The following is a 24,838-nucleotide window of genomic DNA, read 5'->3' on the forward strand; positions in this document are numbered from 1 at the left end:
CTTTCACTTATCTCTTGCCCAATTCTATCACCTCGAGGTTCTTGATCTCTTTCCCGTCTATGGAGAAGCGAAGCATGGTGCGAACCTGGTGGAAGCCTTGTTTTCCACAGGCTCCCGGGTTCATATGCAGGAGCTCCAGCTTCTTGTCCCACATCACTTTAAGGATATGGGAGTGGCCGCTGATAAAGAGATTGGGCCGATCCTTTGCCAGCTGCTGCCGCACCCGTGGGCTGTATCGGTCGGGATACCCTCCAATGTGGGTGATCCAGACTTCCACCCCCTCGCAGGTGAATCGCTGATCCAGGGGAAATTCCCTCTGAAGTACCGCGTTGTCTATGTTGCCGTGGACCGCCCGGAGGGGTTTGATAGCGGATAAACCGTCTGCCACCTCCAGGGTTCCGATGTCCCCTGCATGCCATATCTCATCCGCCTGGCGGGCATATTTACAGATCACCTCGTCCAAATAGCCGTGGGTATCTGAAAGCAATAAGATTTTGGTCATTTTAGGGGTATATTTGTAAGGTACAAAATTAGACTTTCAACTTGAGATATTTCATCGAATTTGCCTATGACGGCAAGGCCTACCACGGCTGGCAGCGACAGCCCGATGCCAGGAGTGTGCAGCAGACCATGGAGGAGGCTATGTCCACCCTTTGGCGGGCAGATATTCGGCTGGTGGGTGCCGGCAGGACGGATGCCGGCGTCCACGCCAGACAGTTGTTTGCTCATTTTGATATGGAACAGCCTCTGGAGAAGGACGAGGCAGTGCGAAGGCTGAATGCCTTCCTCCCCGAGGATATCTCTGTGGAGGCGATCTACAAGGTAGTTCCCAATGCACACGCCCGCTTCGACGCCCTGGAGCGCACCTATGAATATGTTGTGGTACAAAAAAAGGACCCTTTCATGCACGACTGGGCCCATCTGATCCATCTCCCCCTCGATTTGGAGGCTATGAACCACGCCTGTGCTGAGCTCCTCAAACACACCGATTTCGAATGTTTCTCCAAGTCGAATACGGATGTAAAGACCTATGTCTGCCACCTGAAAGAGGCTCACTGGAGCAGAGAGGGAGCCCGGCTGGTCTTCCGGATCACGGCCGACAGGTTCCTGAGGAACATGGTCAGGGCCATCGTCGGTACCTTGCTCGACGTAGGCCTCGGGAAGTCGGATGTGGAGAATGTTAATAGTATTATAAAAAGCAGGGACAGGGGTGAAGCCGGGGTTTCGGTGCCTGCAAAAGGGCTATATTTGACGAAGATTTTATACCCGGAATCCCTATTTCAACCGCATGGATAAAGAAACAGGCAAAGCTTTTGATTACCGTCTCTTCAAACGCCTGATCGCCCAGACCAGGCCTTACCGTCTCACCTTTTTCGGGGTGGCGCTTGCCGGCATTCTGCTCACTGTTTTTGCGGTCCTTACGCCCTACATCCTTCGGAATATTATTGATAAAGCGATCAGCGTAAAGGATATGGACCTGCTGTTCTGGCTCTCTATGGCCATGCTGGGGGTACTTTTCGGACAGGTAGTTTTCCAGCTTCTCTTTAACTATTACGCCAACTGGCTTGGGGAATCCGTCATACGCGACATCCGCGTCCTCCTCTTTAAAAGGATGCTCGGATTCAAGATGAAGTATTTTGACAACTCCTCCATAGGGGTGCTTGTCACCCGTGCTGTGGCCGACATGCAGCGCATAGGGGAGATCTTCAGCCAGGGGTTTTTTACCATAGTCTCGGATCTCTTAAAAATGTTGGCTGCCGCCAGCATGATGATCTATATGAACTGGAGGCTTGCCCTTATGGTCTTTGCCATCCTGCCTGTTATCCTGTACGCTACCCGGCTCTTCCAGAAGGCCATGAAGGTGGCCTTTATAGAGGTGAGAGCCCAGGTCTCCAACCTGAATTCCTTTGTGCAGGAACGCATCACAGGGATGAAGATCGTACAGCTGTTCAGCCGGGAGAAGATAGAAAGCGCCAAATTCAGGGAGATCAACAAAAAACACCAGGATGCATGGCTGAAAACAGTTTGGTACAACTCCTTTTTCTTTCCTGTTGCTGAGATCGTGACCTCCATTGCCATCGGCCTTGTGGTCTGGTACGGCGGACTTCGGAATATTGCCAATATTCAGGTAGACCTGGCAGGGACCATCTTCGCCTTTATCCTTTACATCGAAATGCTATTCCGTCCGCTTCGTCAAATTGCAGACAAGTTCAACACCCTGCAAATGGGGATGGTGGCCGCTAACCGGGTTTTCAAGATCCTCGATACGGACAGCCGTATACAGGACGACGGGATCTTCGAGAAGAAACCGGTGTCGGGAGACATCAGTTTCAGGGATGTCCGCTTTGGGTATCTCGAGGATGAAGAAGTACTCCACGGCATCTCTTTTGAGGTGAAAGCCGGGGAGACCGTAGCCATCGTCGGGGCCACCGGGGCCGGGAAATCCACCATCATCAACCTGCTCAACCGCTTCTATGAGATCAGCAGCGGCAGCATCTGCGTAGATGGGGTCGACATCCGGGATTACACCCTGGCCTCCCTCAGGAAGAATATTGCCATTGTACTACAGGATGTCTTCCTTTTTGCGGATACCATCGCCAACAACATCACCCTGAAAGACCGCGCTATCACCACGGAAGCCATAGAGGAAGCAGCCCAGCGGATAGGCGTACATGAGTTTATAACCACCCTCCCTGGAGGCTACGATTACAATGTCAAGGAAAGGGGTACCATGCTCTCCAGCGGGCAGCGACAGCTTATCGCCTTCCTGAGGGCTTATGTCACCAACCCCAGTATCCTGGTCCTGGATGAGGCCACCTCCTCTGTAGACTCCTATACGGAACAGCTCATTCAGAAAGCCACAGACAGGATCACCCAGGGGCGCACCTCCATCATCATAGCCCACCGTCTGGCCACGGTAAAAAAGGCAGACAAGATCATAGTCATGGACGCAGGGAAGATCGTCGAGATCGGCACCCATAAGGAATTGCTGAAGTCAGAAGGGTACTACTCCAAACTATACGAGGCCCAGTTCCTGGCTGAAGAGGAGAACGTAGCTTGATTAATCTACTGCTTAGGCGCAAAATCCTGAATTTCCAGGGTTCCTGTGAGGAACATCACTATATAGAAGAGAATGACGATCATAAAATAACCAATGACCGCAAGGGCAAAGAATAAAGAAGTGCGCAAAACCAACCCGCCTGCTTTGTACCTATGAATCCTTTGCATAGAAAAGATGCAATAGGCTACCATTGCAAATAGCATGATCCAACTCAGGGTCAAATATGATTCAGCTGAAATGATCAGAGTTGTTACTGTAAAGGGAAATGAAAGTATACTCCACTGCGCCATAATATAGATATAGGCGATCAGGTACTCGGATAGCAAATAATTTTTTCGATTAAAGGTCAGGTATCCGGCAAGAGCAAAAACCGGGATATACAGGATAAAAAACAGGGTGGAGAAGTCGTAGATGGCGTCATAAAGTTTTACGGCAGTTTCCTTAGGCAGTTGCCCTCCATAAGCCATGAAGACCTCTGGGTCCAACGTTTTTTGCATGATAAAAATAGAGATCCCAGAGAGGGTAAGAGCGATCCCCAGGTGGCTGATGGGATTCAGGTATTTCCGCCTCACCCCCTGAACATAGGCATCGATGACCTGTTCGGGATGCAAAAGCAACTGCACGAGGGTCTGGATGAAGGTATTGTCCAGGTTAAAATACCGTTCCGTGATATCGTAGGTAAGATTTCTGAACGTAAGGCGATGTACGACCACCTTTGCGCCGCAAGCAGGGCAGTACTTGTAGTCGGTGCGTTGTGGGGTTTGGCAATTCTTGCAATTCATCTTACTGCAAATCTTTTTTGATCAATGTTTCCAGTTCTTTGAGGTCCTTATACATGATAAATTCACCGTTCTTGATATAAGAAATACTCCCTGTTTCTTCACTGATCACCAATGCGAGGGCATCTGTCTTTTCGGTGATGCCAATAGCAGCGCGATGCCTCAGGCCAAACCTCAGAGGGATATTGCGTTCCTGGGACAAGGGCAGGATCACCCGGGTGGCGATGATTCGGTTGCCCCGGATGATGGCTGCGCCGTCGTGCAGGGGACTGTTCTTAAAAAAGATGCTTTCCAGGATGGGCAGGTTTACCTCGGCATTCATTCGGTCGCCGGACGACTTGATAAAATCCAGGGAATTATTGCGCTCTATGACCAGGATGGCCCCGGTCCTGCTTTTTGCCATTTTTTCACAGGCCTCCAGGACCACGTTCACCTTCAGGTCCGGATCGATCCCCTCCTGTTTCAGGAAACTGAAACGCTTCCCAAAAGTGCGTTTGTTGGCCAGGTTCGTAGAACCCACCATCAACAGGAATTTGCGGATCTCCTGCTGGAAGACCACGATGAGGGCGATGAGCCCCACCTGCATAAAGCCTCCCACTACGCTGCTGATCATCTTCATCCCCAGCAACTGAGTGAACTTCCAGAAGGCCCATATAAACACGATGCCCAGGAAAATATTCACGGCAGCAGTACCGCGGACAAGTTTGTAGATATAGTAGAGGAGTATGGCGACCAGAAGGATGTCCAGGAAGTCTGTAATTTTAAAATCCAGAAAATTCAGAAAGTCCAATCCGGTCGTTTTTGTAAAATTAGAAAAATTGTCTGTACCTTCCTATTGATCTGCATCCCTCAGCCGTTGGTAAAGGGTAATACATTCCACAGCCTCCTTCACATCGTGCGCCCGGAGTATATTCGCTCCGGCTTCAAGGGCCACCATGTGCAATGCAGTGGTGCCATTCAGGGCTTCGGCCGGGGAGATCCCGAGCACCTTGTAAATCATAGACTTTCTGCTGAGCCCTGCCAGGACCGGTACACCAAAGGTTCTGAAAAGGGACAGATGCCTCAACAAAATATAATTCTGTTCGATGTTCTTCGCAAAACCAAATCCCGGGTCTATCACCAGGTCATACATCCCCAAAGCGCGGGCAGCAGCCAGTCTTTCGGAGAAATAATACCGGATGTCCTCCATGAGGTCATTGTAGCTGTTCATCTCCTTCATATTCTGAGGGGTCCCCTGCATATGCATCATAATATAGGGTACCCGGGCCTTCGCTACGGTTTCCATCATTGCAGGGTCTAAATGGCCAGCCGAAATATCGTTAATCAGCGCAGCTCCTGCCCCGAGACATTCTTTGGCTACCTTACTTCTGAAGGTGTCGATGCTGATGAGGATATCGGGAAAATGCTTTGTCAGAAGGTCAACCACAGGGACAATGCGCCTCAATTCCTCCTCTACCGGGATATGGTCTGCCCCGGGCCTTGAACTGTATGCCCCAGCATCTATAAAACGGGCGCCTTCCTTCAGCATTCTTTCGGTCTGGACCAGGATACTCCGTTCATCCTTGTATCTGCCACCGTCATAGAAGGAATCCGGGGTCAGGTTCAGAACCCCCATTACTTTCGGAATGCTCAGATCGATCAGGTGTCCTTTGCAGTTCAGTGTCATCATAGGAAAGCAGCAAGGGATCTGCGAGAAATCATTTTGCCGATTTAGATTAAACTCCGACCTTTGAGGCCGATGCTTTTGGGATCGAAATGTACGCAAAATAGAAGGATATGCAGCAAACTTCTGAACAATACGATACGGTCATCGGGCAGTGCAAGGAGTTGTTCGACAAAAAAATGAAGGACTACGGCAGTGCCTGGCGTATCCTGCGGCTTCCTTCCCTAACAGACCAGATCTTTATAAAGGCACAGCGCATCAGGAGTTTACAGGAGAAAGACGTTCGAAAGGTGGACGAAGATGAGAGGTCCGAATTCATCGGGATCATCAACTACTCCATCATGGCCCTGATCCAGTTGGAAAAAGGGGTAGTGGAACAACCCGACCTCAGCCCGGCGGAAGCCTCTGCTCTCTATGACCGGTTCGCTTCTGAAACCAAAGCCCTGATGGAAGACAAGAACCATGACTACGGAGAGGCCTGGAGGGATATGAGGGTGAGTTCCCTCACCGACCTTATCCTGCAGAAATTGCTCAGGGTAAAACAGATAGAGGATAACCAGGGGGTTACCCTGGTCAGCGAGGGCATTGGGGCGAACTATCAGGACATCATCAACTACGCCATCTTTGCCATGATCCACCTCGAAGAACAATCCACCAGATAAAATTACGTACATGAAGATCGCAGTCCACATATGCAGATTGATCGTCGGGGTTCTCTTTATCATCTCAGGCCTGATCAAACTCAATGATCCCGTCGGGTTTTCCTTCAAGCTGGAGGAGTATTTTAGTCCAGCCGTACTCGACCTTCCCTTCTTTGCGCCATACGCTCTGGCCCTCGCCATTTTCCTGGTGATCCTGGAAGTAGTACTGGGCGTACTCCTGCTGCTGGGATATCAGAAGAAGATCACGCTGTGGAGTCTGCTGGGCATGATCGTATTTTTTACCTTCCTCACCTTCTATTCTGCCTACTATAACAAGGTCACGGATTGCGGATGCTTCGGGGATGCTGTTAAACTCACCCCCTGGGAATCCTTTTCCAAGGACGTGATTCTCCTGGTGTTGATCCTCCTGTTGATTTTCGGCGAGAAATACGTGCAACCCCTCTTCAGGGCGAAGACCTCCGTGGCCATCACCCTGGCGTGCATCCTGGCCTGCATACTCTTCGTGAACCAGGTGATCAATCACCTGCCTGCCGTGGATTTCAGACCGTACAAGATCGGCGCCAACATTCCTGAAGGCATGGTCGTGCCGCCCGATGCCCCCAAGGCCATCTTTGAATACGCCTGGACCTTCAAGGTTGACGGGGAGGAAACTACCCTCATAACGAATGGGGAGTACCCCACGGTTGATGGTGAATTCATCGGAGTGGAGACCGAAGAGATTCAGAAAGGATATGAACCTCCCATTCACGACTTTACCATTGAAGAGGATGGAACAGACCAGGCGTCGGAATTCATGGCGGAGCCCAAATTGGTCATGGTGGTTGCCTATGACCTGGCCAAGAGCAATACCAGGGCATTCACGGAAGTAAAAGAGGTTACCGATAAAGCACTCTCAGCAGGATACAAGGTCATCGGGGTCTCTGCATCCAACGCAGCCCTAAGCAACCGATTTATCAGGGAATTCCAGCTCGATTTCCCTTTTTACTTTACCGATGAGACGACCCTGAAGACCATCGTGAGGTCTAATCCGGGAGTCCTGGTCCTGGAAAGGGGTACCATCCTGCAAAAAGTACATTTTAACGATCTGGAGGATCTCACCTTCAAAAACTGAAAACATCGAACCATGAGGAAAAAAATTGTAGCCGGTAACTGGAAAATGAACAAGAACAGTGAAGAGACAGCGCATCTCATCGCCCAACTGAGGACCGAGATCCCACAGTCGGACGCAGAGGTGATCATCGCGCCCACCTTTGTGAATCTCGCGGAGGCCGCAACACAGCTCAAAGGCTCTTTTATTGAAGTGGCCGCCCAGAACATGCACTTCGCTGAAAATGGTGCCTATACGGGCGAAATATCGGCAGACATGCTCAAGTCGGTCGGGGTGAGAACCGTCATCCTGGGACATTCCGAAAGGCGAGCTTACTTCGGGGAGGATGATGCCCTCCTCGCCAAAAAGGTGGACGCTGCCCTGAAAGCGGGGATGCGGATCATCTTCTGTTTCGGGGAAGAACTGGATGAGCGCAAGAAAGGGGAACATTTCAAGGTGGTGGAAAGGCAGTTGAAGAACGCCCTCTTTCATCTAGACGGCCCTTCCTGGGAGCATATCGTCCTGGCCTATGAACCGGTTTGGGCAATTGGTACCGGCGAGACCGCATCCCCTGAACAGGCTCAGGAGATGCACGCTTTCATTCGTAAAACCCTTTCTGATGGCTACAATAAACAGTTAGCAGAGGAGGTTCCCATCCTTTACGGGGGCAGTGTTAAACCGGGGAATGCTGGGGAGATTTTTTCCAAGGCGGATGTAGACGGCGGACTCATTGGAGGGGCTTCTCTGGTAGCCGCTGATTTTGCAGCCATCGTGGCTGCGGCTCAACAGGCATGAGCCATATATATCTCGAATACAGCTTTGAAGTAGACCCGGTAGAACCGGGCAGGGAGATCCTCCTGGCCGAATTGGCCGACCTCCCTTTTGAGAGCTTCGAGGAGACCGATCAGGGTTTGAAAGGCTATGTCCGAAAATCCGAGTGGCATGAGGATTTAATTCAAACGGTCGAACTCTTGCGAAATCCCGAATTCACGGTCCATTACCATTTCGAGGAGATCCCTCCCGAAAATTGGAATGAACGATGGGAGACCCACTTCGAACCCATTGAAATAGATGATGAGTGCCGGGTGAGGGCCCCTTTTCACAGCAGGAAAGAGGTGAAATACGACATTGTCATAGAACCGAAGATGAGCTTTGGTACCGGCCATCACGAGACCACCCACATGATGCTCGAATTTTTGCTCGAAATGGATTTGGAGGAGACAACTGTGCTCGACATGGGTTGCGGGACCGCCGTTCTGGCTATTCTGGCGGGCATGAAAGGAGCTGAGGAGATCGATGCCATCGACATAGACCCCTGGAGTCAACTCAATGCCATGGAAAATGCAGCCCGCAACGGGCAGGAGGGTATCAGGGTCTATCAGGGAGATGCAAAGGCCATCCCCCAAAAGGAATACGACTTTATTTTGGCTAACATCAACAGAAATGTCCTACTTGAAGACCTGCCTGTGTACTCCCGACATTTAAAGACAGGAGGATATCTCCTGTTAAGCGGTTTTTACGATGCCGATTCCGATCTGATCACCCGTCGATGCCAGGAAGAGGGCCTTCGTTTTGAAACCAGGCGGGAACGGAATGCTTGGGTGGCCGTCCGATACAAATATCTCGGGGATGACAAGGACTAAATAAGTCATATCCCTTTAATATTGAGATTGTTATCTATTATCTTTTTCCTGGAATTTGCAAGTCCGAAAAATTGTTATATTAGTAAAAATTCTCGGCTATGAGTCAAAAAGAAAAGTTTTCAGAAGAAGTGCTGCTTGAAGAGGTAACGGTCAAGCAACACGAGATCGTGCTTTTCAATGACGACGTAAATACTTTTGACCACGTCATTGACACCCTGATCAGTGTGTGTGATCACACGCCGGAACAGGCGGAACAGTGCTCCCTGATAGTTCATTACAACGGAAAGTGTACCGTAAAGACGGGGGAGTACAACGATCTGAAACCCAGGTGCAGCAAGCTGTTACAAGCGGGTCTGAGTGCAGAACTGGTCTGAATCCTTCTCATCCGGTTATCTCCTTTGTATAGCGATAAGGGAAAGACTACCGCGTAAATACCTTTCCTCTTGAGGCTCTTCATCCTGCTCATATTGATCTTTACCGGTTTGTACGGCCGGACTCAGGGTATTCCACCCCTGCAGAACTTCTCCCCTTCTGATTACAAGGCCGAGAACCAGAACTGGGATATTGCACAGGACCTCAACAAGACGATCTATATAGCGAACAGCCAGGGTTTGTTGGAATACAACGGGGCACATTGGGGCCTGCACCCCCTGCCCAATGAAAGCATCGTCCGATCCGTCAGGGTAATTGATGACAAGGTCTACACAGGTGGCTTCAGGGAGTTTGGTTACTGGACGAGGAATTCTCTCAATCAGCTGGAATACACCTCTCTTTCAAATGAGATCAGGGACAAACTGCAGCCTGACGAGGAATTCTGGAACATCCTCAAACAAGATAGGTACCTGATCTTCCATTCTCTCGATAGGATCTATATCTACGACCCGGATGACGGTAAGGTGAACTGGGTGGAAACCGGTCTTTCTCTCCCGGGGATCTATTCAATCGGCCAGTCCCTGTTCTATCAAAGGAAGGGGGAAGGCCTTTACGGCATAGAAAACGGAAAGCCCATCCTGAAATATGACGCACCGCTTTTGAAGGAGGATGAGGTAGTCCAAATTTTCAACAGAAATGATGAAGTCCTGCTGCTTACACGCCAGAACGGTTTTTTCGTGCTGGACGGACAGGATCTGACTCCCTGGGTCCCGGAGGTGAATGCTGCACTGTCGGGACAAAGTGTGTATACCGCCATAGCGTTGAGGAATGGCGGTTTTGCGTTAGGAACGATTTCCAATGGCTTGCTCTTGCTCAACAGGGACGGCAGGATTCAAAATCAGGTGGACCCGTCCAAAGGTTTGCAGAACAATACGGTCCTGTCTCTATATGAGGACGTGGATGGCACTCTTTGGATGGGCCTCGACAATGGGGTCAGTTTCCTCAATCTCAGATCGCCCTTCCGCGTATACCAGGATTACAGTGGGGTAATAGGCAGCGTGTACGCTTCCGCGGAGAAGGACGGTTACCTGTATATGGGTACGAATCAGGGACTGTATTACAGGCTGTCAGGGTCTGAACTCGACTTCCGGCTCATCCCGGGTACCGAAGGCCAGGTGTGGTCACTCGATCTGATAGGGGACACCCTCTTCTGCAGTCACCATTTAGGGACTTTTCTTATTGAGAGGGGGACTGCGACAAACTTGTCAAATCTGCCGGGGACCTGGGGGGTCAAGCCCATCCCCTCAAGGCCGGATCTTCTCTTACAGGGAAATTACACAGGCTTGCATATTCTGGAACGCAAAGACGGGAACTGGCGCCTTAGGAACAAGATCCGTCATTTCGACAATTCTTCCCGGTTTTTTGAGGTGTATGGGGATGAGATCTTTGTGAATCACGAATATAAAGGGCTGTTCCGCATGAAGATCAACGAGGATCTTACGGAAGCTTTGGAAGTAGAGGTCGACACGGTACACAAGGGCGCCAATTCGGGATTGGTCAGATATGGAGATGATCTGCTTTTCGCCTATCGGGAAGGGGTCTTTAGGTTCGATGCTAAAACCCGGGCCTTCGAGAATGACCCTATCCTCAGCGAGGTGATTGAAGAGGGCGGCTACATCTCCGGTAAAATGGTTTCAGAGGGAGAGAAAGGATATCTCTGGATCTTTACCGAAAGGAGTATCAACCGGATTTCTCCTGGAAACCTCGATTCGAAGCCCGTTACGCGCTCCATTCCCCTCACCGCGAATGAGAGAAAGAACATCAGTGGCTATGAAAGTGTCTATGGTCCTGATGCGGAGGGCAGGTATATCTTCGGGTCCAACAACGGATTCATCGCCGTGGAAGTCGAAAAAATACCTCCTCTCCGATTTGAAGTGGAAATAGAAAGGATTTCCGTATCGAGGCGAAGGGTGGATGCCTGGGAGAAGAACTTGGCAGACCCAGGGGCGGAAGGCACCTATGGGAATAAGGAGAATAATATGGATATTTCCTTCTACGCTCCCGTCTATTCTGCCCTGGTGCATCCTGTGTATCAATACCGGCTTTTAGGCTTGTACGAGGAGTGGAGTGAATGGTCCGAAGAGGCTTCGGTCTCTTTTTCAAACCTGCCTTACGGTACTTACAAGTTCGAGGTCAGGGGCAAAACGGGGAATGATCTCTCAAGCAATATTGCGGGGTACTCCTTTACGGTCGCCAGGCCCTGGTACCTCACCGGTCTGGCACTGGTGTGTTACTTCCTTCTCGGTATTCTCGGGGCTATCGCAATACATCGCGCATACAGGAGGTACTACAGGAAACGCCAACAGGAGCTCATAGAGAGTAACAAAAGGGAACTGGAGCTGGAGCGGGCCAGGAACGAAAAGGAGATCGTGAATATAAAAATCAATCAACTGGAGGAGGAATTCAGGAATAAGAGCAATGAATTAGCGGCTTCGACCCTGAGTATCATACGTAAAAACGAGCTGTTATCCAGGGTAAAGGAACAACTGCTCTCTTCCGAAAGACAAGGCACTGCTTCGGTGAAACAAATTGTCAAGATCATCGATCAAAGTATCGATCAGAACGACGACTGGGAGATGTTCCTGGAAGCGTTTAACAATGCAGACCACAAATTTCTGAGAAAACTCAAGAAAATTCACCCCAATCTTTCTCCAAACGACATCAAGCTATGCGCGTATTTACGACTGAATCTATCCTCCAAGGAGATCGCTCCCCTTTTGAATATCTCCCCCAGAAGTGTGGAGATAAAACGGTATAGATTGCGCAAAAAAATGCATCTGGATCACGATATCAACCTCACGGATTATATTTTGACACTGTAAAGAGCTATACATTTCCTTCTCATTACCTCAACATTACCTATACAAAGCAGCCTTGCTCAACTTTTTTACCGTTTATTCAGGCCTTTTGACGCCTTTATTTTTGGCACTTAATTATCAAATGCGTAACATAGGGGCCCTTAAATTCAGATGTATACTTTATGTAGGGGTATATTTTATGGTTTTAATAATTTATTAAGATAAGTTTAACGGTTGTCGATAACCGTCTTTGAGGTTATGGGCAAAAAGGGAGAATAAGTTGCGGGTTTCGAAAACGTTTCCGCTTCCCTCCACCTTGAGAATTGAAAATACGAATGACTCCCCCTAAGGGAATCTTAAACGAAAGCTCAACTTAAACAAAATAGAATTATGAAGAACAAAGTACTGCGAGCATTACTGTTCCTATTTTCCCTGGGGATTTTTGCCCAGACAGATCAGGTATCTGTGGTTCAGGACGAAAGTGGGATGAGATTGGTCGTGAACGGGGAAGATTTCATGATCAATGGGATGAACTGGGACTATATTCCCATCGGAACCAATACGGTGAATGCCGGATTCTGGGAACAACCCGACGACATTATCAGGGCAGGACTCGACACCGAAATGTCCCTGCTCAAGAACATGAACGTCAATGTCATCAGGCAGTATACCGGCGTGCCGGCCAGGTGGATCCGGTATATCTATGAGAAATACGGGATATACACCATGCTGAACCATTCCTTTGGAAGGTATGGCCTTACTCTGGACGGGGTATGGACCCCTATTACGGACTACGCTGACCCCAAGACCCAGGAATTCCTGATGTCTGAAGTGGAAGCCCTTGTTCGCGATTATAAGAACACCCCTGGATTGTTGATGTATCTGTTGGGGAATGAAAACAACTACGGATTGTTCTGGCAGGGAGCCGAGACTGAGGATTTTCCAGATGATGAAGGAAGGATCGCATTTATAGGAGAGAGTCGTGGCAGGCCCATGTACAAATTGATGAATGAAGCGTCCAAGTTGATGAAATCCATGGATACTTCTCACCCCGTCGCCATCTGTAACGGGGATGTCCTGTTCATCGATATCGTAGCTGAAGAGTGCAAGGATGTGGATATCTATGGTACCAACATGTACCGCGGAGTTTCTTTTGGTGATGCCTTCCAGGTGGTCAAGGAAAAGCTCAATAAGCCCATCATGTTCACGGAATTCGGGGCCGATGCGTTCAATGCCATAGAGAACCAGGAAGACCAGAAATCCCAGGCCTATTATATGGTGGGGAACTGGAAAGATATCTATGAGAATGCGGCCGGACTCGGAAAGGCTGAGAATTCCATCGGAGGTTTTACCTTTCAGTTCAGTGATGGCTGGTGGAAATTTGGATTCGATGACAGAAAGAATGCCGACGTTCACGATAACAATGCCTCCTGGTCTAATGGCGGTTATGACAGCGACCATAAGGAAGGGGAGAACAACATGAATGAAGAGTGGTTTGGGATCTGTGCGAAGGGTCAGACCAATCCGAGAGGCTTATATGACCTGTACCCCAGAGCGGCCTATTACGCCCTTAAGGAGGTGCATCAGCTCGACCCCTATGGAGAGGGAGTCACCCTTGATTTTGTGCAGAATTACTTCCGCAATGTAGACCTCATGGACGCGGTCCTTAAAGCCAGGGGAGACAAGGCAGCCCTGGTAGGGGAACAAAGCGGCATGCTCAGGGTCAGCAGGCTTGAAGCCCGATTTACGACCTTCAATACCGGAGGAAACCTCATTACGACCCCAAGCAACCCGGATCCGGATAATCCCAACACTTTTCCTGACCAGACTGGTTTCGACCATATGCAATCCTATTTCGTGGGCTTTGAAGGGGAACCCGCTCCCAATATGAGGGCGAACGTGAATTTCAACGTTATCGGAAAGGTGGCCACCAATCCCATCGATGAGATATTTTACGAAAACAGGGCCAGGCCGGTTGAGGTCAACACGGATGAAGGCGATGTGGTCCTTGCGGACGTCAACAGAGTGGCCGTCTACAATGCCTCTTTCGATTGGAATGCGAAGAATTTCGACCTGAGGGGCTTCTACCGGACCGGGCATTACCACTGGGGGTATGAAGGCGACTTTTTTGGGCTGTACCCGGAAGCCAATTACGGCCCAAACCTGGATATATACAATGGGGAGATCAGTGGATTTGAATTTGACGGAAAAAGGGCGATCACAGGGCTTAAGGCAGCTTTCGGCCCTCAACTCTGGTGGGGAGCCAACCCTGCAGTACTTGTGAAATACGAGAGGCAATTTGGAAAATTTGACGTTGCCGGAATCTTCCACGAGGATATAGATACGTTTGGAAATATCGTTTCCTCCCTGGCCGTACCTATGCCGAGGACCCGCAGGGCCACGCTCTACATCGGCAGGGAATTCGGGGATGTCAAGTTAGAAGTTGGCGGGATCTGGGGCGGTCAACCCCTTAATGGAAGGGAGTTCCAGATCGCAGAAGACAACCCTAATTACGATCCGAACAATCCGGATGCCGCATCCAAGTACATCATCTTCACCGACCTAGTGAATGAAAAGGATAACTGGGGAGGTAAGGCCAAGATCACCTATACCGGTGGAAAATTCAACTGGTACGCTCAGGGAGCGATCCAGGGCTTGGTTGCCAATGGTGGTGCAGATCTGACCAGGACCTTTACCGGATGGAAACTCAAGGACACAGGAAGTGGAAATCAGACCAATTTCCTTTCAGGATTTACTTATCAGGTAGGCAATGTTCAAATAGCCCCTAATTTCTTGTGGCAAAAGCCTATTGTAGGTCCGATGCCCAATGATGTTCAGGGACCCGGAAGGCTCAGGAACATTCTGGACGATCCATTTTCTGTTCGCTGGAACAGGGAAACCGTAGCAGGGGAGATCCTGTTTACCTGGGATCCAACACCCGGGACATGGATGTACGAATGGGATAACGACAGGTCTGAGGATGCCAAATTGGCCATAAGTGCAGGTTTTGTCTTTAAGCACCTTCCTACATCGATGGACGCCCATATCGGTTTCCTCGGAAACAGGACCCTTTTTGCTTTCCCAAATTCAGTTCCGGCCCAGGACCTGTGGGAGACCCATGCACGCATCGTATCCAAGATCAACCCCGAGCTGGGGATGATCGCAAACCTCTACTTTGGGAATGCCCAGGCAAACGGGGACAGCGACCGATTAGTGGAACGCGTGGGAGGAGATATCCGACTGCTTTACAAGAACATCAAAGTACAACATATGTTTAAGATCAATGACTGGGGTCCTTTTGACTACCACCGGGATTTTAACCTGACCTTCCCCGTGCAATTGATGCTCGACATCTCTACCACCCTCGGTAAACCGGATTGGTTTATCCTTCCAAATACCCAGGTGGGTATACGCGGTACCTGGAGGTCACTCAATGAGTTCTCTAACAGGTATGCGCCCAATGCAGCTGAAGAGTTTGCCACCGAGCCCATCATTAGTCCGGTAGGTTTCGGCTTTGGAAATGAATGGGAGATCAGAACATATGTTCATATTAATATCGGGAAATAAAAAACACAGCAATGAAAAACAACAACAAAAACTTTATAAAAAACCTTGTATTGCTAGGCCTAGTTTTATCATGGTCTGCGGGATGCGAAAGAGAGGTTTCTGATGAGGTGGAATTCGCAACCTTCCCGAAGAGAGCCGAAATATTTATCGATGGATTTAGTGGAGGATTGGAATACCGTCCCTTCGGAGGGTCAAAATTTGATGCCTTTTCCGTGGATACAGAAGTAAAGTATTCCGGAGAGGCCTCCATGCGTTTTGACATTCCTAATTTCGGGGATCCGTCCACCAGCCTTGGCTTTGCAGGGGCTATCTTCCCCGACTATGGGGGTCGAGACCTGTCTGAATTTGACGCTCTAACCTTCTGGGCCAAAGCGTCCAGGGCCGAGACAATTAGTAGGATAGGCTTCGGAGCCGATTTTGGATTAAGTCCTTTTCGGGATACCCCGGCCAAGTTCCGTGTTGCCATAGACAATTTGAGGATAAGTACGGCGTGGACAAAATATATCATTCCCATCCCTGACCCCTCTAAGTTGATTAATGAAACCGGTATGTTCCTGTACTCGGAGGGACCGGATGCCATCGGAAATGGATACTCCTTTTGGATCGATGAACTGAAGTTTGAAAAGTTAGGGACTGTTGCCCAACCCAGACCTGCCATTCTCAATGGGCAGGAGGTAACCGAAAGAACCTTTCTGGATTTCCAGATCACCTTAACCGGTTTGACCCAGACATTTAACCTGGCCACAGGGGAGAACCAGACGGTTGCTGCAGCACCCTCTTATTTTACATTCAAATCCTCGGACACGGGGGTGGCCATTGTCAATGAATTGGGCGTGGTGACCATGGTGGGAACCGGAACCGCTGAAATAACGGCTACCCTCAATGGTGTAAGGGCCGCAGGCTCCCTGACCGTTGAGGTAGGCGGATCATTTGATTTTGCCCCCGTGCCAACACGGGATCCGGCTAACGTCATCTCCATTTTCAGCGATGCCTATACGAATGTTCCTGTAGACTTTTACAATGGGTTCTTTGCACCCTTCCAGACGACTCTGGGCGGTGCCATCAATATCAACGGAGATAATATTATTGAATATACCGAACTCAACTTTGTGGCTACCGAATTCAAGAATCCAACCGTCAATGCTTCTGCAATGACCCATTTCCATGTCGATATCCGCATCGATGAGTCAATTGATCCCGCGGATTTTATCGCCATAGAACTCGGGGATTTCGGGGCGAATGGTGAATTTGGTGGGGGAGACGACTCCAGTTCGAGAATTACATTCGACAGCAGCAGCCTGGTGAGCGGGCAGTGGATCAGTCTGGATATTCCTCTTTCAGATTTCACAGGTCTGACCAGCAGGAATAACCTCGCACAGATCTTCTTCATCTCCGACGGGACCATTTCGACGCTCCTGGTGGATAATATGTATTTCTACTCCGAATAATCGGGTGTAATTAATAAAAAGTATGAATCGCTTTAAACACGTTAATATGAAAAAGAAATCAGGACTCAAAGAAATATTTTCTTGGGGAAAAGGCACCTTTGCAGTGGTTGGTAACGGTCTCCTTTTCTCAGCCCTGTTCCTGTTCAACACCGGCTGTGCTGTAGATGATACGCAGACCGTGGTGAATTTCACCCAGCTGACCATGCAGGATGAATTCGATTTGGACGGGGCCCCTAACAGCGCCCTCTGGGGTTACGACATCGGGACCGGCACAGATGGCTGGGGTAACCAGGAACTGCAATATTACACAGACCGGCCGGAGAATGTCACCGTTAACAACGGTGTTCTGATCATCACGGCCCGGCGGGAGGACTTTCAGGGATCGGCCTATACCTCGGCGAGATTGATCACCAGAGGTAAGTTTGAACAGACCTATGGTCGCTTTGAAGCTCGGATCAGAGTACCCTATGGACAGGGTATGTGGCCCGCCTTTTGGATGCTTGGCGTACCCGACAGCCCTTCCGAGATCTGGCCCAGCATAGGGGAGATCGATATCATGGAAATGAGGGGGCAGCAACCCACCACCCTGATCGGCAGTGTTCACGGACCTGGATACTCGGCTGGTGAGGCCATTTCCAAGGAATACGTGTTTCAGAATGACCGTATGGATACCGGTTTCCATGTCTATGGTATAGAATGGGGACCCGATTATGTGAATCATTACGTGGACGATGTCCTCTACAATCAGATCACCCCGGAAGACCTTCCTGAAGGTGCCGAATGGGTGTTCGACAATGATTTTTACATCCTTATCAACCTGGCCGTGGGGGGCAACTTCGTAGGTTCTCCCAACTCGGAGACAGTATTTCCCCAGACCATGCTGGTCGACTATGTGAGAGTATATGAATATAACGGACTAAACTAACTAAAAGAAAAACTATGAAACTAGTAATGAAAAAAGCTAAAGCCATTGCCGTATTCTTTATGGCTATAGCCTATTTGGGATGTGAAGATGTCACCAATCTGTTTCCGGATGTGATATCCGCATTTACCTATACTATAGACGCCGATACCGGTACGGTCACTTTTATCAATATATCAGAAGAGGCCGATTCCTATCTCTGGACCTTCGGGGATGGCGATAGCTCCACCGAGATCAATCCTGTTAAGTCCTATGCGGCTTCAGGGACCTATACGGTCACCTTAAAAGCCACGAACGTGGCAGGAGCTTCAGACTCCTCTGAGGATGCGATCACCATCAACCTTCCCTTGGTTTTAGAGCAGGTAACCCTGCCCATTACCTTTGATGACCCGGATGTGGATTACACCCCCGAGACCTTTAGCGGAACCTCCTTTTCCGTTGTGGAAAACCCGGACGTATCCGGCAGCAATGACAAGGCTGGCAAGGTAGGTGCCATCACGAACAGCGGTGCTGCCTTTGAAGGTATTTTCTTTGACCTCGGCACAGACATAGACCTGACCACGGATAAATCCATCACCATGAATTTCTGGGCAGATGCACCCGTGGATATACTGATGAAACTCGAAGAAGGTTCAGCTGCAGCGATCGAAACCGTTGTTAGCCACGGTGGAACAGGATGGGAGACCACTACATTCGATTTTACCTCCTCAGCCCAGTATTCCAGGCTTACCCTCTTTGTGGACGGTCCCGGAACCACAGCGGGGACTTTCTACATAGACGATATTAAGCAGGTGGAGACCTCCACTGGCGGCGGTCCTATCGCCCCCACTGCTGGTCCTGCTGCTCCTACCCAGGATGCCGCTGATGTCATTTCAATATTCAGTGACACCTATACGGACGTACCTAATGAAGGTTTTAACAACTACGGTTCTGCTGCCTTCGAACAGGCAGACCTCGGCGGGAATGCCGCTTTGAGATATACCTTTGCAGCCGGCGGTGGCGGTAACTTCCAGGTGATCGAGCTTGGAGGCGCCAACCAGATCGATGCAGCGGCAGCGGGCATGACCAACTTCCGTTTTGATATCTGGTTCCCCAATGAGGTGGACCCCAGTTCTGCCTTCCTGATGAAGGTAGTAGACATCCCCGGCAGCGGTGCTACGGAGGCTTTGATCAATATCAATGATTCCTCTACACCTGCTATTGAACAGGGTACCTGGCTGTCTTTTGACATTCCGATCACAGAACTTCAGGCCAACGGTCTGGGCGGATATAGCAATATCCAGCAATTGGTGATCGACCTGGTGACTTCAGGAGAGGTGTATATAGACAACATCTATTTCTACAAACCTGCCAGTGGCGGAGGCGGAGGCCCCATTGCACCAACTGCAGGTCCGACAGCTCCTACCCAGGATCCTGCTGATGTCATTTCAATATTCAGTGACACCTATACGGATGTACCCAATTCCGGCTTCAACAACTACGGTTCTGCTGCCTTCGAACAGGCAGACCTCGGCGGGAATGCCGCTTTGAGATATACTTTTGCAGCCGGCGGTGGCGGTAACTTCCAGGTGATCGAGCTCGGAGGCGCCAACCAGATCGATGCAGCGGCAGCGGGCATGACCAACTTCCGTTTCGATATCTGGTTCCCCAATGAGGTGGACACCAGTTCTGCCTTCCTGATGAAGGTGGTAGACATCCCCGGCAGCGGGGCTACAGAGGCATTGATCAATATCAATGATTCTTCCACACCTGCTATTGAACAGGGTACCTGGCTGTCTTTTGACCTTCCGATCACAGAACTTCAGGCCAACGGTCTGGGCGGATATAGCAATATCCAGCAAGTGGTGATCGACCTGGTGACTTCAGGAGAGGTGTATATAGACAACATCTATTTCTACAAACCACCAGGAGGCGGTGGTGGAGGCACAGCCCCAACCACCTCAGCACCGGTGCCCCCGACAAGGGATGCGGCTGATGTGATCTCCATTTATGGGGAGTCCTATACCAATATCAGTGGTATCAACTACGATCCCAACTGGGGTCAGTCTGGTCACACTTTGGTGAATCCGGCGTACGATCCGGGTGATGGCAATCTCGCCCTTGCGTATCCCAACTTTAACTATCAGGGAACCGACTTTGCGGCCAACGCCCAGGATGCCTCAGCCATGGAGTTCCTCCATGTGGATATCTGGGTGCCTACCGGCACGGACCGGCAGGTAAAGGTGAGTCCGATTAACAGCGGCACAGGGGCCGGGGAAGTCCTGGTGCAAGTGCCTCTGACACCCGGATCCTGGAACAGCGTGGACCTGCCTATAGCTTCCTTTACCGGTATGACCTGGGATCAGGTGGTTCAGTTGAAGTTTGACGGACAGTTCAACGGAGATGGCAGTGCGAACGGCACCCCATATGACATCTATCTGGATAACATCTATTTCTATAAGGAACCTACCACAGGAGGGGGCACAGCCCCAACCACTTCAGCGCCGACACCCCCAGCCAGGGATGCGGCTGATGTGATCTCCATTTATGGGGAGTCCTATACCAATATCAGCGGTATCAACTACGATCCCAACTGGGGTCAGTCTGGTCACACTTTGGTGAACCCGGCTTACGATCCGGGAGACGGTGATCTGGCCTTGGCGTATCCTAACTTTAACTATCAGGGGACCGACTTTGCGGCCAACGCCCAGGATGCCTCAACCATGGAATTCCTCCATGTGGATATCTGGGTGCCTACCGGCACGGACCGGCAGGTAAAGGTGAGTCCGATTAACAGCGGCACAGGGGCCGGGGAAGTCCTGGTGCAAGTACCTCTGACACCCGGATCCTGGAACAGCGTGGACCTGCCTATCGCTTCCTTTACCGGTATGACCTGGGATCAGGTGGTTCAGTTGAAGTTTGACGGACAGTTCAACGGAGATGGTAGTGCGAACGGCACCCCATATGACATCTATCTGGATAACATCTATTTCTATAAATCCTCAGGTGGAGGTGGAACTCCTGGTGAATTGACCACCAATGGTGATTTTGAAACCGGAGATACCACAGGATGGTTATTTTTTGACAACGGAGGCGCAACTGCAATCACCAGTGCAGAAAGCAATGGCGGTGCATTTTCCGCGCAAATTACCAGTGGACAATTCAATAACCCTGGAATTAAGCAAGAGAGATTTGGTGTAGGAACAGTGCTTCCAAATCAGGTCATAGACGTGGTACTGGATTCCAAGGTTCAATCACTGGTAGATGGTGCCATCGTAAATGTCCTTGCATTTTCTGAAAGTTCTACCCCCGGTGCGCCGGCGGTATTGCACAATCTTGGGACCATAAATGTGACTCCCGGAGCATGGAACACCAATACATTCAGTTTCACTACTGCATCTGATGTAACCGGTGGAATATCCTTGCTGATCGAGGTTGTATGTGGAGGAGCGACCACTTGTAACGGCGTGGTCTATTTTGATAACGTGTCGGTGAAAATTGCGCCTTAATTAAAAGAGTTGTTCATATCGTAGCAGATCAGACGATAAATGCCTTTAAAGGTTAGCACGAAAGCAATTTTTTGCTAACCTTTTTATGGTGTTATAAAATTTAATCCTTCAAATTAATTTGGCTATTTGAGAGACCTGGATTTCAATTTTAAATACCTATTTCATCATTTTAAGTAAATATTAAAGGATGGAAATTAAAGACAAAGACGATACACATCTTGAAATTCAGATAGAGTCTTTGATATCCCGGATGACACTGGATGAAAAGATTGGGCAAATGACCCAGGTACGTCATTTTGACGACACATCAGAAGAGGATATTGCCACTAAATTCATCGGTTCGATCATCCATACTCAGGGACCTCTTCCCGGTGCAAATGCCAGGGAATGGCAGGAAAAGTTCACCCGATTGCAAAAGATAGCCTTGTCTACCCGTTTGGGCATACCCCTGCTTTTTGGTGTGGATGCCGTACACGGGCAAAATACCTATGAAGGAGCTACCATCTTCCCTCATAATATTGGGTTGGGAGCCACCAGAAGTGCGGAACTTGTAAAGAAGGCAGCAGAGATCACCGCTATAGAAACACGAGCCACGGGGTTCAACTGGGTCTTTTCACCCTGTATTGCCATTCCGTACAATGAGAAATGGGGAAGGGTTTATGAAGCCTTCTCAGAAAGTACGGAGCTTACTGAAAAAATGGCCAGGGCCTCTGTGAAAGGGCACCAGGGTGCCGATTTGAATGCGGACTCCGTCATGGCCACAGCCAAGCATTTTATCGGGGACGGATCCACGGATAGCGGAGTGGAAGGCGGAGACTGTACCCTCACCCCTGAGGAGGTCAGGGAACGCCTTTTGCCGCCTTACCGGGCCGCAGTTGAAGAAGGCGTGGGATCTGTGATGGCTTCTTTTAACAGCATGTCAGGCCATTTTATGCATGCGCACAAATACTGGATCACAGACGTTCTGAAAGGGGAGCTGGGCTTTAAGGGAGTCATGGTGTCCGATTGGAAGGCGTACTCTCGTTTTGGGGAGAATGAGATTATCAATGCCGGTATCGATGTGGTCATGGCAGTGGAAGGTGACTTCCAGATGTATATCGATGGCCTGAAGGCCGGGGTAGAAAATGGGGAAGTTCCTATGGAGCGTATAGACGATGCCGTTCGCCGGATCTTACGTCAAAAATTCAGGCTGGGGGTTTTTGATAATCCCTTCCCGGATGCAGGCCTTATCCCCAAAATTGGGATAAAGGAACACAGGGATGTCGCCAGACAGGCGGTCAGGGAATCGCTTGTTTTACTGAAAAACAAGGAGGATATACTTCCGCTCAGCAAGAAGCTGAAAAAAATTGTGGTGGTCGGAGAGCACGCAGATAATACCGGACTCCAATCCGGAGGATGGTCTATCAACTGGCAGGGTTCCACAGAAAGCTATGCCGGGTCCACGTCCATTCTGCAGGGAATCGAGAAGTTGGCTAAAGGGAAAGTGATCTATGACCGGGATGCCTCAGGAGACCATGCTGATGCGGATGTCGCCATTGTTGTTATTGGCGAGACCCCCTATGCCGAATTGTTCGGCGATATAGGCGGGGTGATAGGCGCCTATGAAATTACGCTTACCGAAGAACACCAACAATACATCAACTCTTATGTAGATAAAGGTGTGAAAGTGGTGACTGTGTTCATATCGGGCAGGCCTTTGGTGACCACAAGACAAATAGAGCAGTCCGATGCTTTTATCGCGGCCTGGCTGCCGGGATCTGAGGGGGGAGGAATAGCAGAAGTCCTTTTTGGAGACTTTGATTTTAAAGGCAAATTGCCCCATTCCTGGCCGGCTTCGGTAGAGGATTACAACGGGAAATACGGCCCCAATTTTTGGGACGACTCTGTTGAACCCCTGTTCCCTTTCGGCTACGGATTGAGTTATAAAAATAAATCTAAAGGTAAGTAAACCGATGTGTTATCAGAACCCTAATTAAAATAATATTCAAGACTATGAGATCCTTTTGGAAAATTTTGCTCCCGGTTTTTTCGCTTATCTTGGGCCTTTCCTGCAAGGATAAAAGTACCAATACGGAAACTGAACAACCCCAAACAAAAAACGAAGTGACGGCTAAGGAAATTTTAGGAAACCCCGATTATCTCGCCATGTCCTATGGCGGATACCGGACAAAGACAAGAGACAATCAACCGACCCTCGATGAATTGAAGGACGATATGAAGATCCTTCACGCCATGGGGGTCAGGATCGTCCGTACCTATAACGTCCATTTAGCACAGGCTTCCAACCTGCTGAAGGCGATCCGGGAATTGAAAGAAGCAGACCCCTCCTTTGAAATGTATGTGATGCTGGGCGCCTGGATCGATTGCAAGAATGCATGGACGGGGAAGGAACCCGATCACAACGTGGAAAGTCCGCGCAATGCGAAGGAGATCGCTACTGCCGTGGAACTTGCCAATACCTATTCCGATATCGTGAAAGTAGTTGCTGTTGGAAATGAAGCCATGGTGAGATGGGCAACCAGCTATTACGTCCAGCCATCGGTCATCCTGAAATGGGTAAACCACCTGCAGGGCCTAAAGAAATCGGGCAAACTGCCTCAAGACCTATGGATCACCAGTTCGGATGACTTCGCCTCATGGGGCGGGGGGGATGAGAGTTACCACACGGAAGACCTTGCTAAACTGATCAGGGCGGTCGACTATATCTCCATGCATACCTACCCCTACCACAATTCCCATTACAATCCGGAATTCTGGAGGGTACCGGAGGAGGAAGCAGGCCTGTCGGATATGGCTAAAATTGATTCGGCCATGGCAAGGGCCCTGGAATTCGCTCAAAATCAATACAGGGCCGTCACTGATCACATGAAAAGCCTGGGGGTGGATAAGCCCGTACATATAGGGGAGACGGGATGGGCCACCATTTCAGACGGCCACTACGGCCCTGAAGGGTCAAAAGCTACCGATGAATACAAGGAAGCCAAATATTACCATCTGATGAGGGAATGGACGAATGAGGAAGGTATTTCCTGTTTTTACTTCGAAGCATTTGACGAACCCTGGAAGGATGCCCACAATGCCAAGGGGTCCGAAAACCATTTTGGCTTGTTCACGGTAGATGGCAAAGCCAAATACGCCTTGTGGGACCTGGTAGACAAAGGGGTCTTTGATGGACTCAGCAGAAATGGTAACCCCATCGTGAAAACCTCAGAAGGAAATGAGGAATCCGTGATGCGGGATGTACTCGTGCCTCCTATGGCAGGAGATTGATTCGTTGCCGGCAGATGG

The 24,838-nt window shown here is 49.8% G+C and carries 18 protein-coding genes; 14 read left to right on the forward strand and 4 right to left on the reverse strand.

Going from position 1 to position 24,838, the window contains the following annotated elements; genetic code table 11:
• Positions 1 to 7 precede the first annotated feature (7 nt).
• On the reverse strand, positions 8 to 502 hold the full coding sequence (locus GWK09_RS08920) for a metallophosphoesterase family protein (RefSeq protein ID WP_163692861.1): 495 nt from the start codon (positions 500 to 502) through the stop codon (positions 8 to 10).
• A gap of 41 nt (positions 503 to 543) precedes the next feature.
• Here GWK09_RS08920 and truA point away from each other — a divergent pair, with 41 nt between their 5' ends.
• Both truA and GWK09_RS08930 read left to right on the forward strand, forming a co-directional pair.
• Positions 544 to 1,296 carry a tRNA pseudouridine(38-40) synthase TruA gene (gene truA, locus GWK09_RS08925; RefSeq protein ID WP_163692863.1) on the forward strand — a complete coding sequence of 251 codons (753 nt, stop codon included), beginning with the start codon at positions 544 to 546 and terminating at the stop codon, positions 1,294 to 1,296.
• On the forward strand, positions 1,289 to 3,061 hold the full coding sequence (locus tag GWK09_RS08930) for an ABC transporter ATP-binding protein (protein WP_163692865.1): 1,773 nt from the start codon (positions 1,289 to 1,291) through the stop codon (positions 3,059 to 3,061). Before truA ends, GWK09_RS08930 begins: the two co-directional genes overlap by 8 nt.
• Before the next feature lie 5 nt (positions 3,062 to 3,066).
• On the opposite strand, the gene GWK09_RS08935 is transcribed toward GWK09_RS08930, so the two are convergent.
• Genes GWK09_RS08935 through folP form a run of 3 tightly spaced genes read right to left on the reverse strand, consistent with a single transcriptional unit; the run spans position 3,067 to position 5,506 of the window.
• The gene (locus tag GWK09_RS08935; RefSeq protein WP_163692867.1) at positions 3,067 to 3,843 is read right to left on the reverse strand and encodes a DUF3667 domain-containing protein; all 777 of its coding nucleotides are present in this window, start codon (positions 3,841 to 3,843) and stop codon (positions 3,067 to 3,069) included.
• A 1-nt stretch (position 3,844) separates the two neighbouring features.
• Positions 3,845 to 4,630 carry a diadenylate cyclase CdaA gene (gene cdaA, locus GWK09_RS08940; RefSeq protein WP_163692869.1) on the reverse strand — a complete coding sequence of 262 codons (786 nt, stop codon included), beginning with the start codon at positions 4,628 to 4,630 and terminating at the stop codon, positions 3,845 to 3,847.
• A gap of 42 nt (positions 4,631 to 4,672) precedes the next feature.
• Complete coding sequence (folP, locus tag GWK09_RS08945) at positions 4,673 to 5,506, reverse strand: dihydropteroate synthase (protein WP_163693429.1); 834 nt, start codon at positions 5,504 to 5,506, stop codon at positions 4,673 to 4,675.
• Positions 5,507 to 5,616: 110 nt separating this feature from the next.
• On the opposite strand from folP, the gene GWK09_RS08950 reads away from it, so the two are divergent.
• The 12 genes from GWK09_RS08950 (at position 5,617) to GWK09_RS09005 (ending at position 24,820) form a co-directional block, all read left to right on the forward strand.
• A complete protein-coding gene (locus GWK09_RS08950; protein WP_163692871.1) occupies positions 5,617 to 6,165 on the forward strand; it encodes a DUF1599 domain-containing protein in 549 nt (182 codons plus the stop codon).
• Positions 6,166 to 6,175: 10 nt separating this feature from the next.
• Complete coding sequence (locus GWK09_RS08955; RefSeq protein ID WP_163692873.1) at positions 6,176 to 7,276, forward strand: BT_3928 family protein; 1,101 nt, start codon at positions 6,176 to 6,178, stop codon at positions 7,274 to 7,276.
• Positions 7,277 to 7,288: 12 nt separating this feature from the next.
• Positions 7,289 to 8,047 carry a triose-phosphate isomerase gene (gene tpiA / locus GWK09_RS08960; RefSeq protein WP_163692875.1) on the forward strand — a complete coding sequence of 253 codons (759 nt, stop codon included), beginning with the start codon at positions 7,289 to 7,291 and terminating at the stop codon, positions 8,045 to 8,047.
• On the forward strand, positions 8,044 to 8,895 hold the full coding sequence (gene prmA, locus GWK09_RS08965) for a 50S ribosomal protein L11 methyltransferase (RefSeq protein ID WP_163692877.1): 852 nt from the start codon (positions 8,044 to 8,046) through the stop codon (positions 8,893 to 8,895). Before tpiA ends, prmA begins: the two co-directional genes overlap by 4 nt.
• A 98-nt stretch (positions 8,896 to 8,993) precedes the next feature.
• Positions 8,994 to 9,269, forward strand: coding sequence for an ATP-dependent Clp protease adaptor ClpS (locus GWK09_RS08970; protein WP_163692880.1), 276 nt, complete (start codon positions 8,994 to 8,996; stop codon positions 9,267 to 9,269).
• 69 nt (positions 9,270 to 9,338) lie between these two features.
• Positions 9,339 to 12,149, forward strand: a complete 2,811-nt coding sequence (locus tag GWK09_RS08975; RefSeq protein ID WP_163692882.1) for a helix-turn-helix and ligand-binding sensor domain-containing protein — start codon at positions 9,339 to 9,341, stop codon at positions 12,147 to 12,149.
• Positions 12,150 to 12,515: 366 nt separating this feature from the next.
• On the forward strand, positions 12,516 to 15,692 hold the full coding sequence (locus GWK09_RS08980) for a glycoside hydrolase family 2 TIM barrel-domain containing protein (RefSeq protein WP_163692884.1): 3,177 nt from the start codon (positions 12,516 to 12,518) through the stop codon (positions 15,690 to 15,692).
• A gap of 11 nt (positions 15,693 to 15,703) precedes the next feature.
• Positions 15,704 to 17,140 (forward strand): Ig-like domain-containing protein, encoded by a 1,437-nt coding sequence (locus GWK09_RS08985; RefSeq protein WP_163692886.1) that lies wholly within the window; start codon positions 15,704 to 15,706, stop codon positions 17,138 to 17,140.
• A gap of 46 nt (positions 17,141 to 17,186) precedes the next feature.
• Positions 17,187 to 18,065 (forward strand): glycoside hydrolase family 16 protein, encoded by an 879-nt coding sequence (locus GWK09_RS08990; RefSeq protein WP_163692887.1) that lies wholly within the window; start codon positions 17,187 to 17,189, stop codon positions 18,063 to 18,065.
• 26 nt (positions 18,066 to 18,091) lie between these two features.
• Entirely contained in the window at positions 18,092 to 21,550 is a 3,459-nt protein-coding gene (locus GWK09_RS15085) for a PKD domain-containing protein (RefSeq protein WP_283401241.1), read from the forward strand.
• Between the two features lie 187 nt (positions 21,551 to 21,737).
• Positions 21,738 to 23,498 (forward strand): glycoside hydrolase family 3 protein, encoded by a 1,761-nt coding sequence (locus GWK09_RS09000; protein WP_163692891.1) that lies wholly within the window; start codon positions 21,738 to 21,740, stop codon positions 23,496 to 23,498.
• A gap of 44 nt (positions 23,499 to 23,542) precedes the next feature.
• Positions 23,543 to 24,820: a glycosyl hydrolase family 17 protein gene (locus tag GWK09_RS09005; RefSeq protein WP_163692892.1), complete on the forward strand. Its 1,278-nt coding sequence runs from the start codon at positions 23,543 to 23,545 to the stop codon at positions 24,818 to 24,820.
• The last annotated feature ends 18 nt before the right edge of the window (positions 24,821 to 24,838 follow it).

It is taken from the genome of Muriicola jejuensis (assembly GCF_010671595.1).
Classification (GTDB): domain Bacteria; phylum Bacteroidota; class Bacteroidia; order Flavobacteriales; family Flavobacteriaceae; genus Muriicola; species Muriicola jejuensis.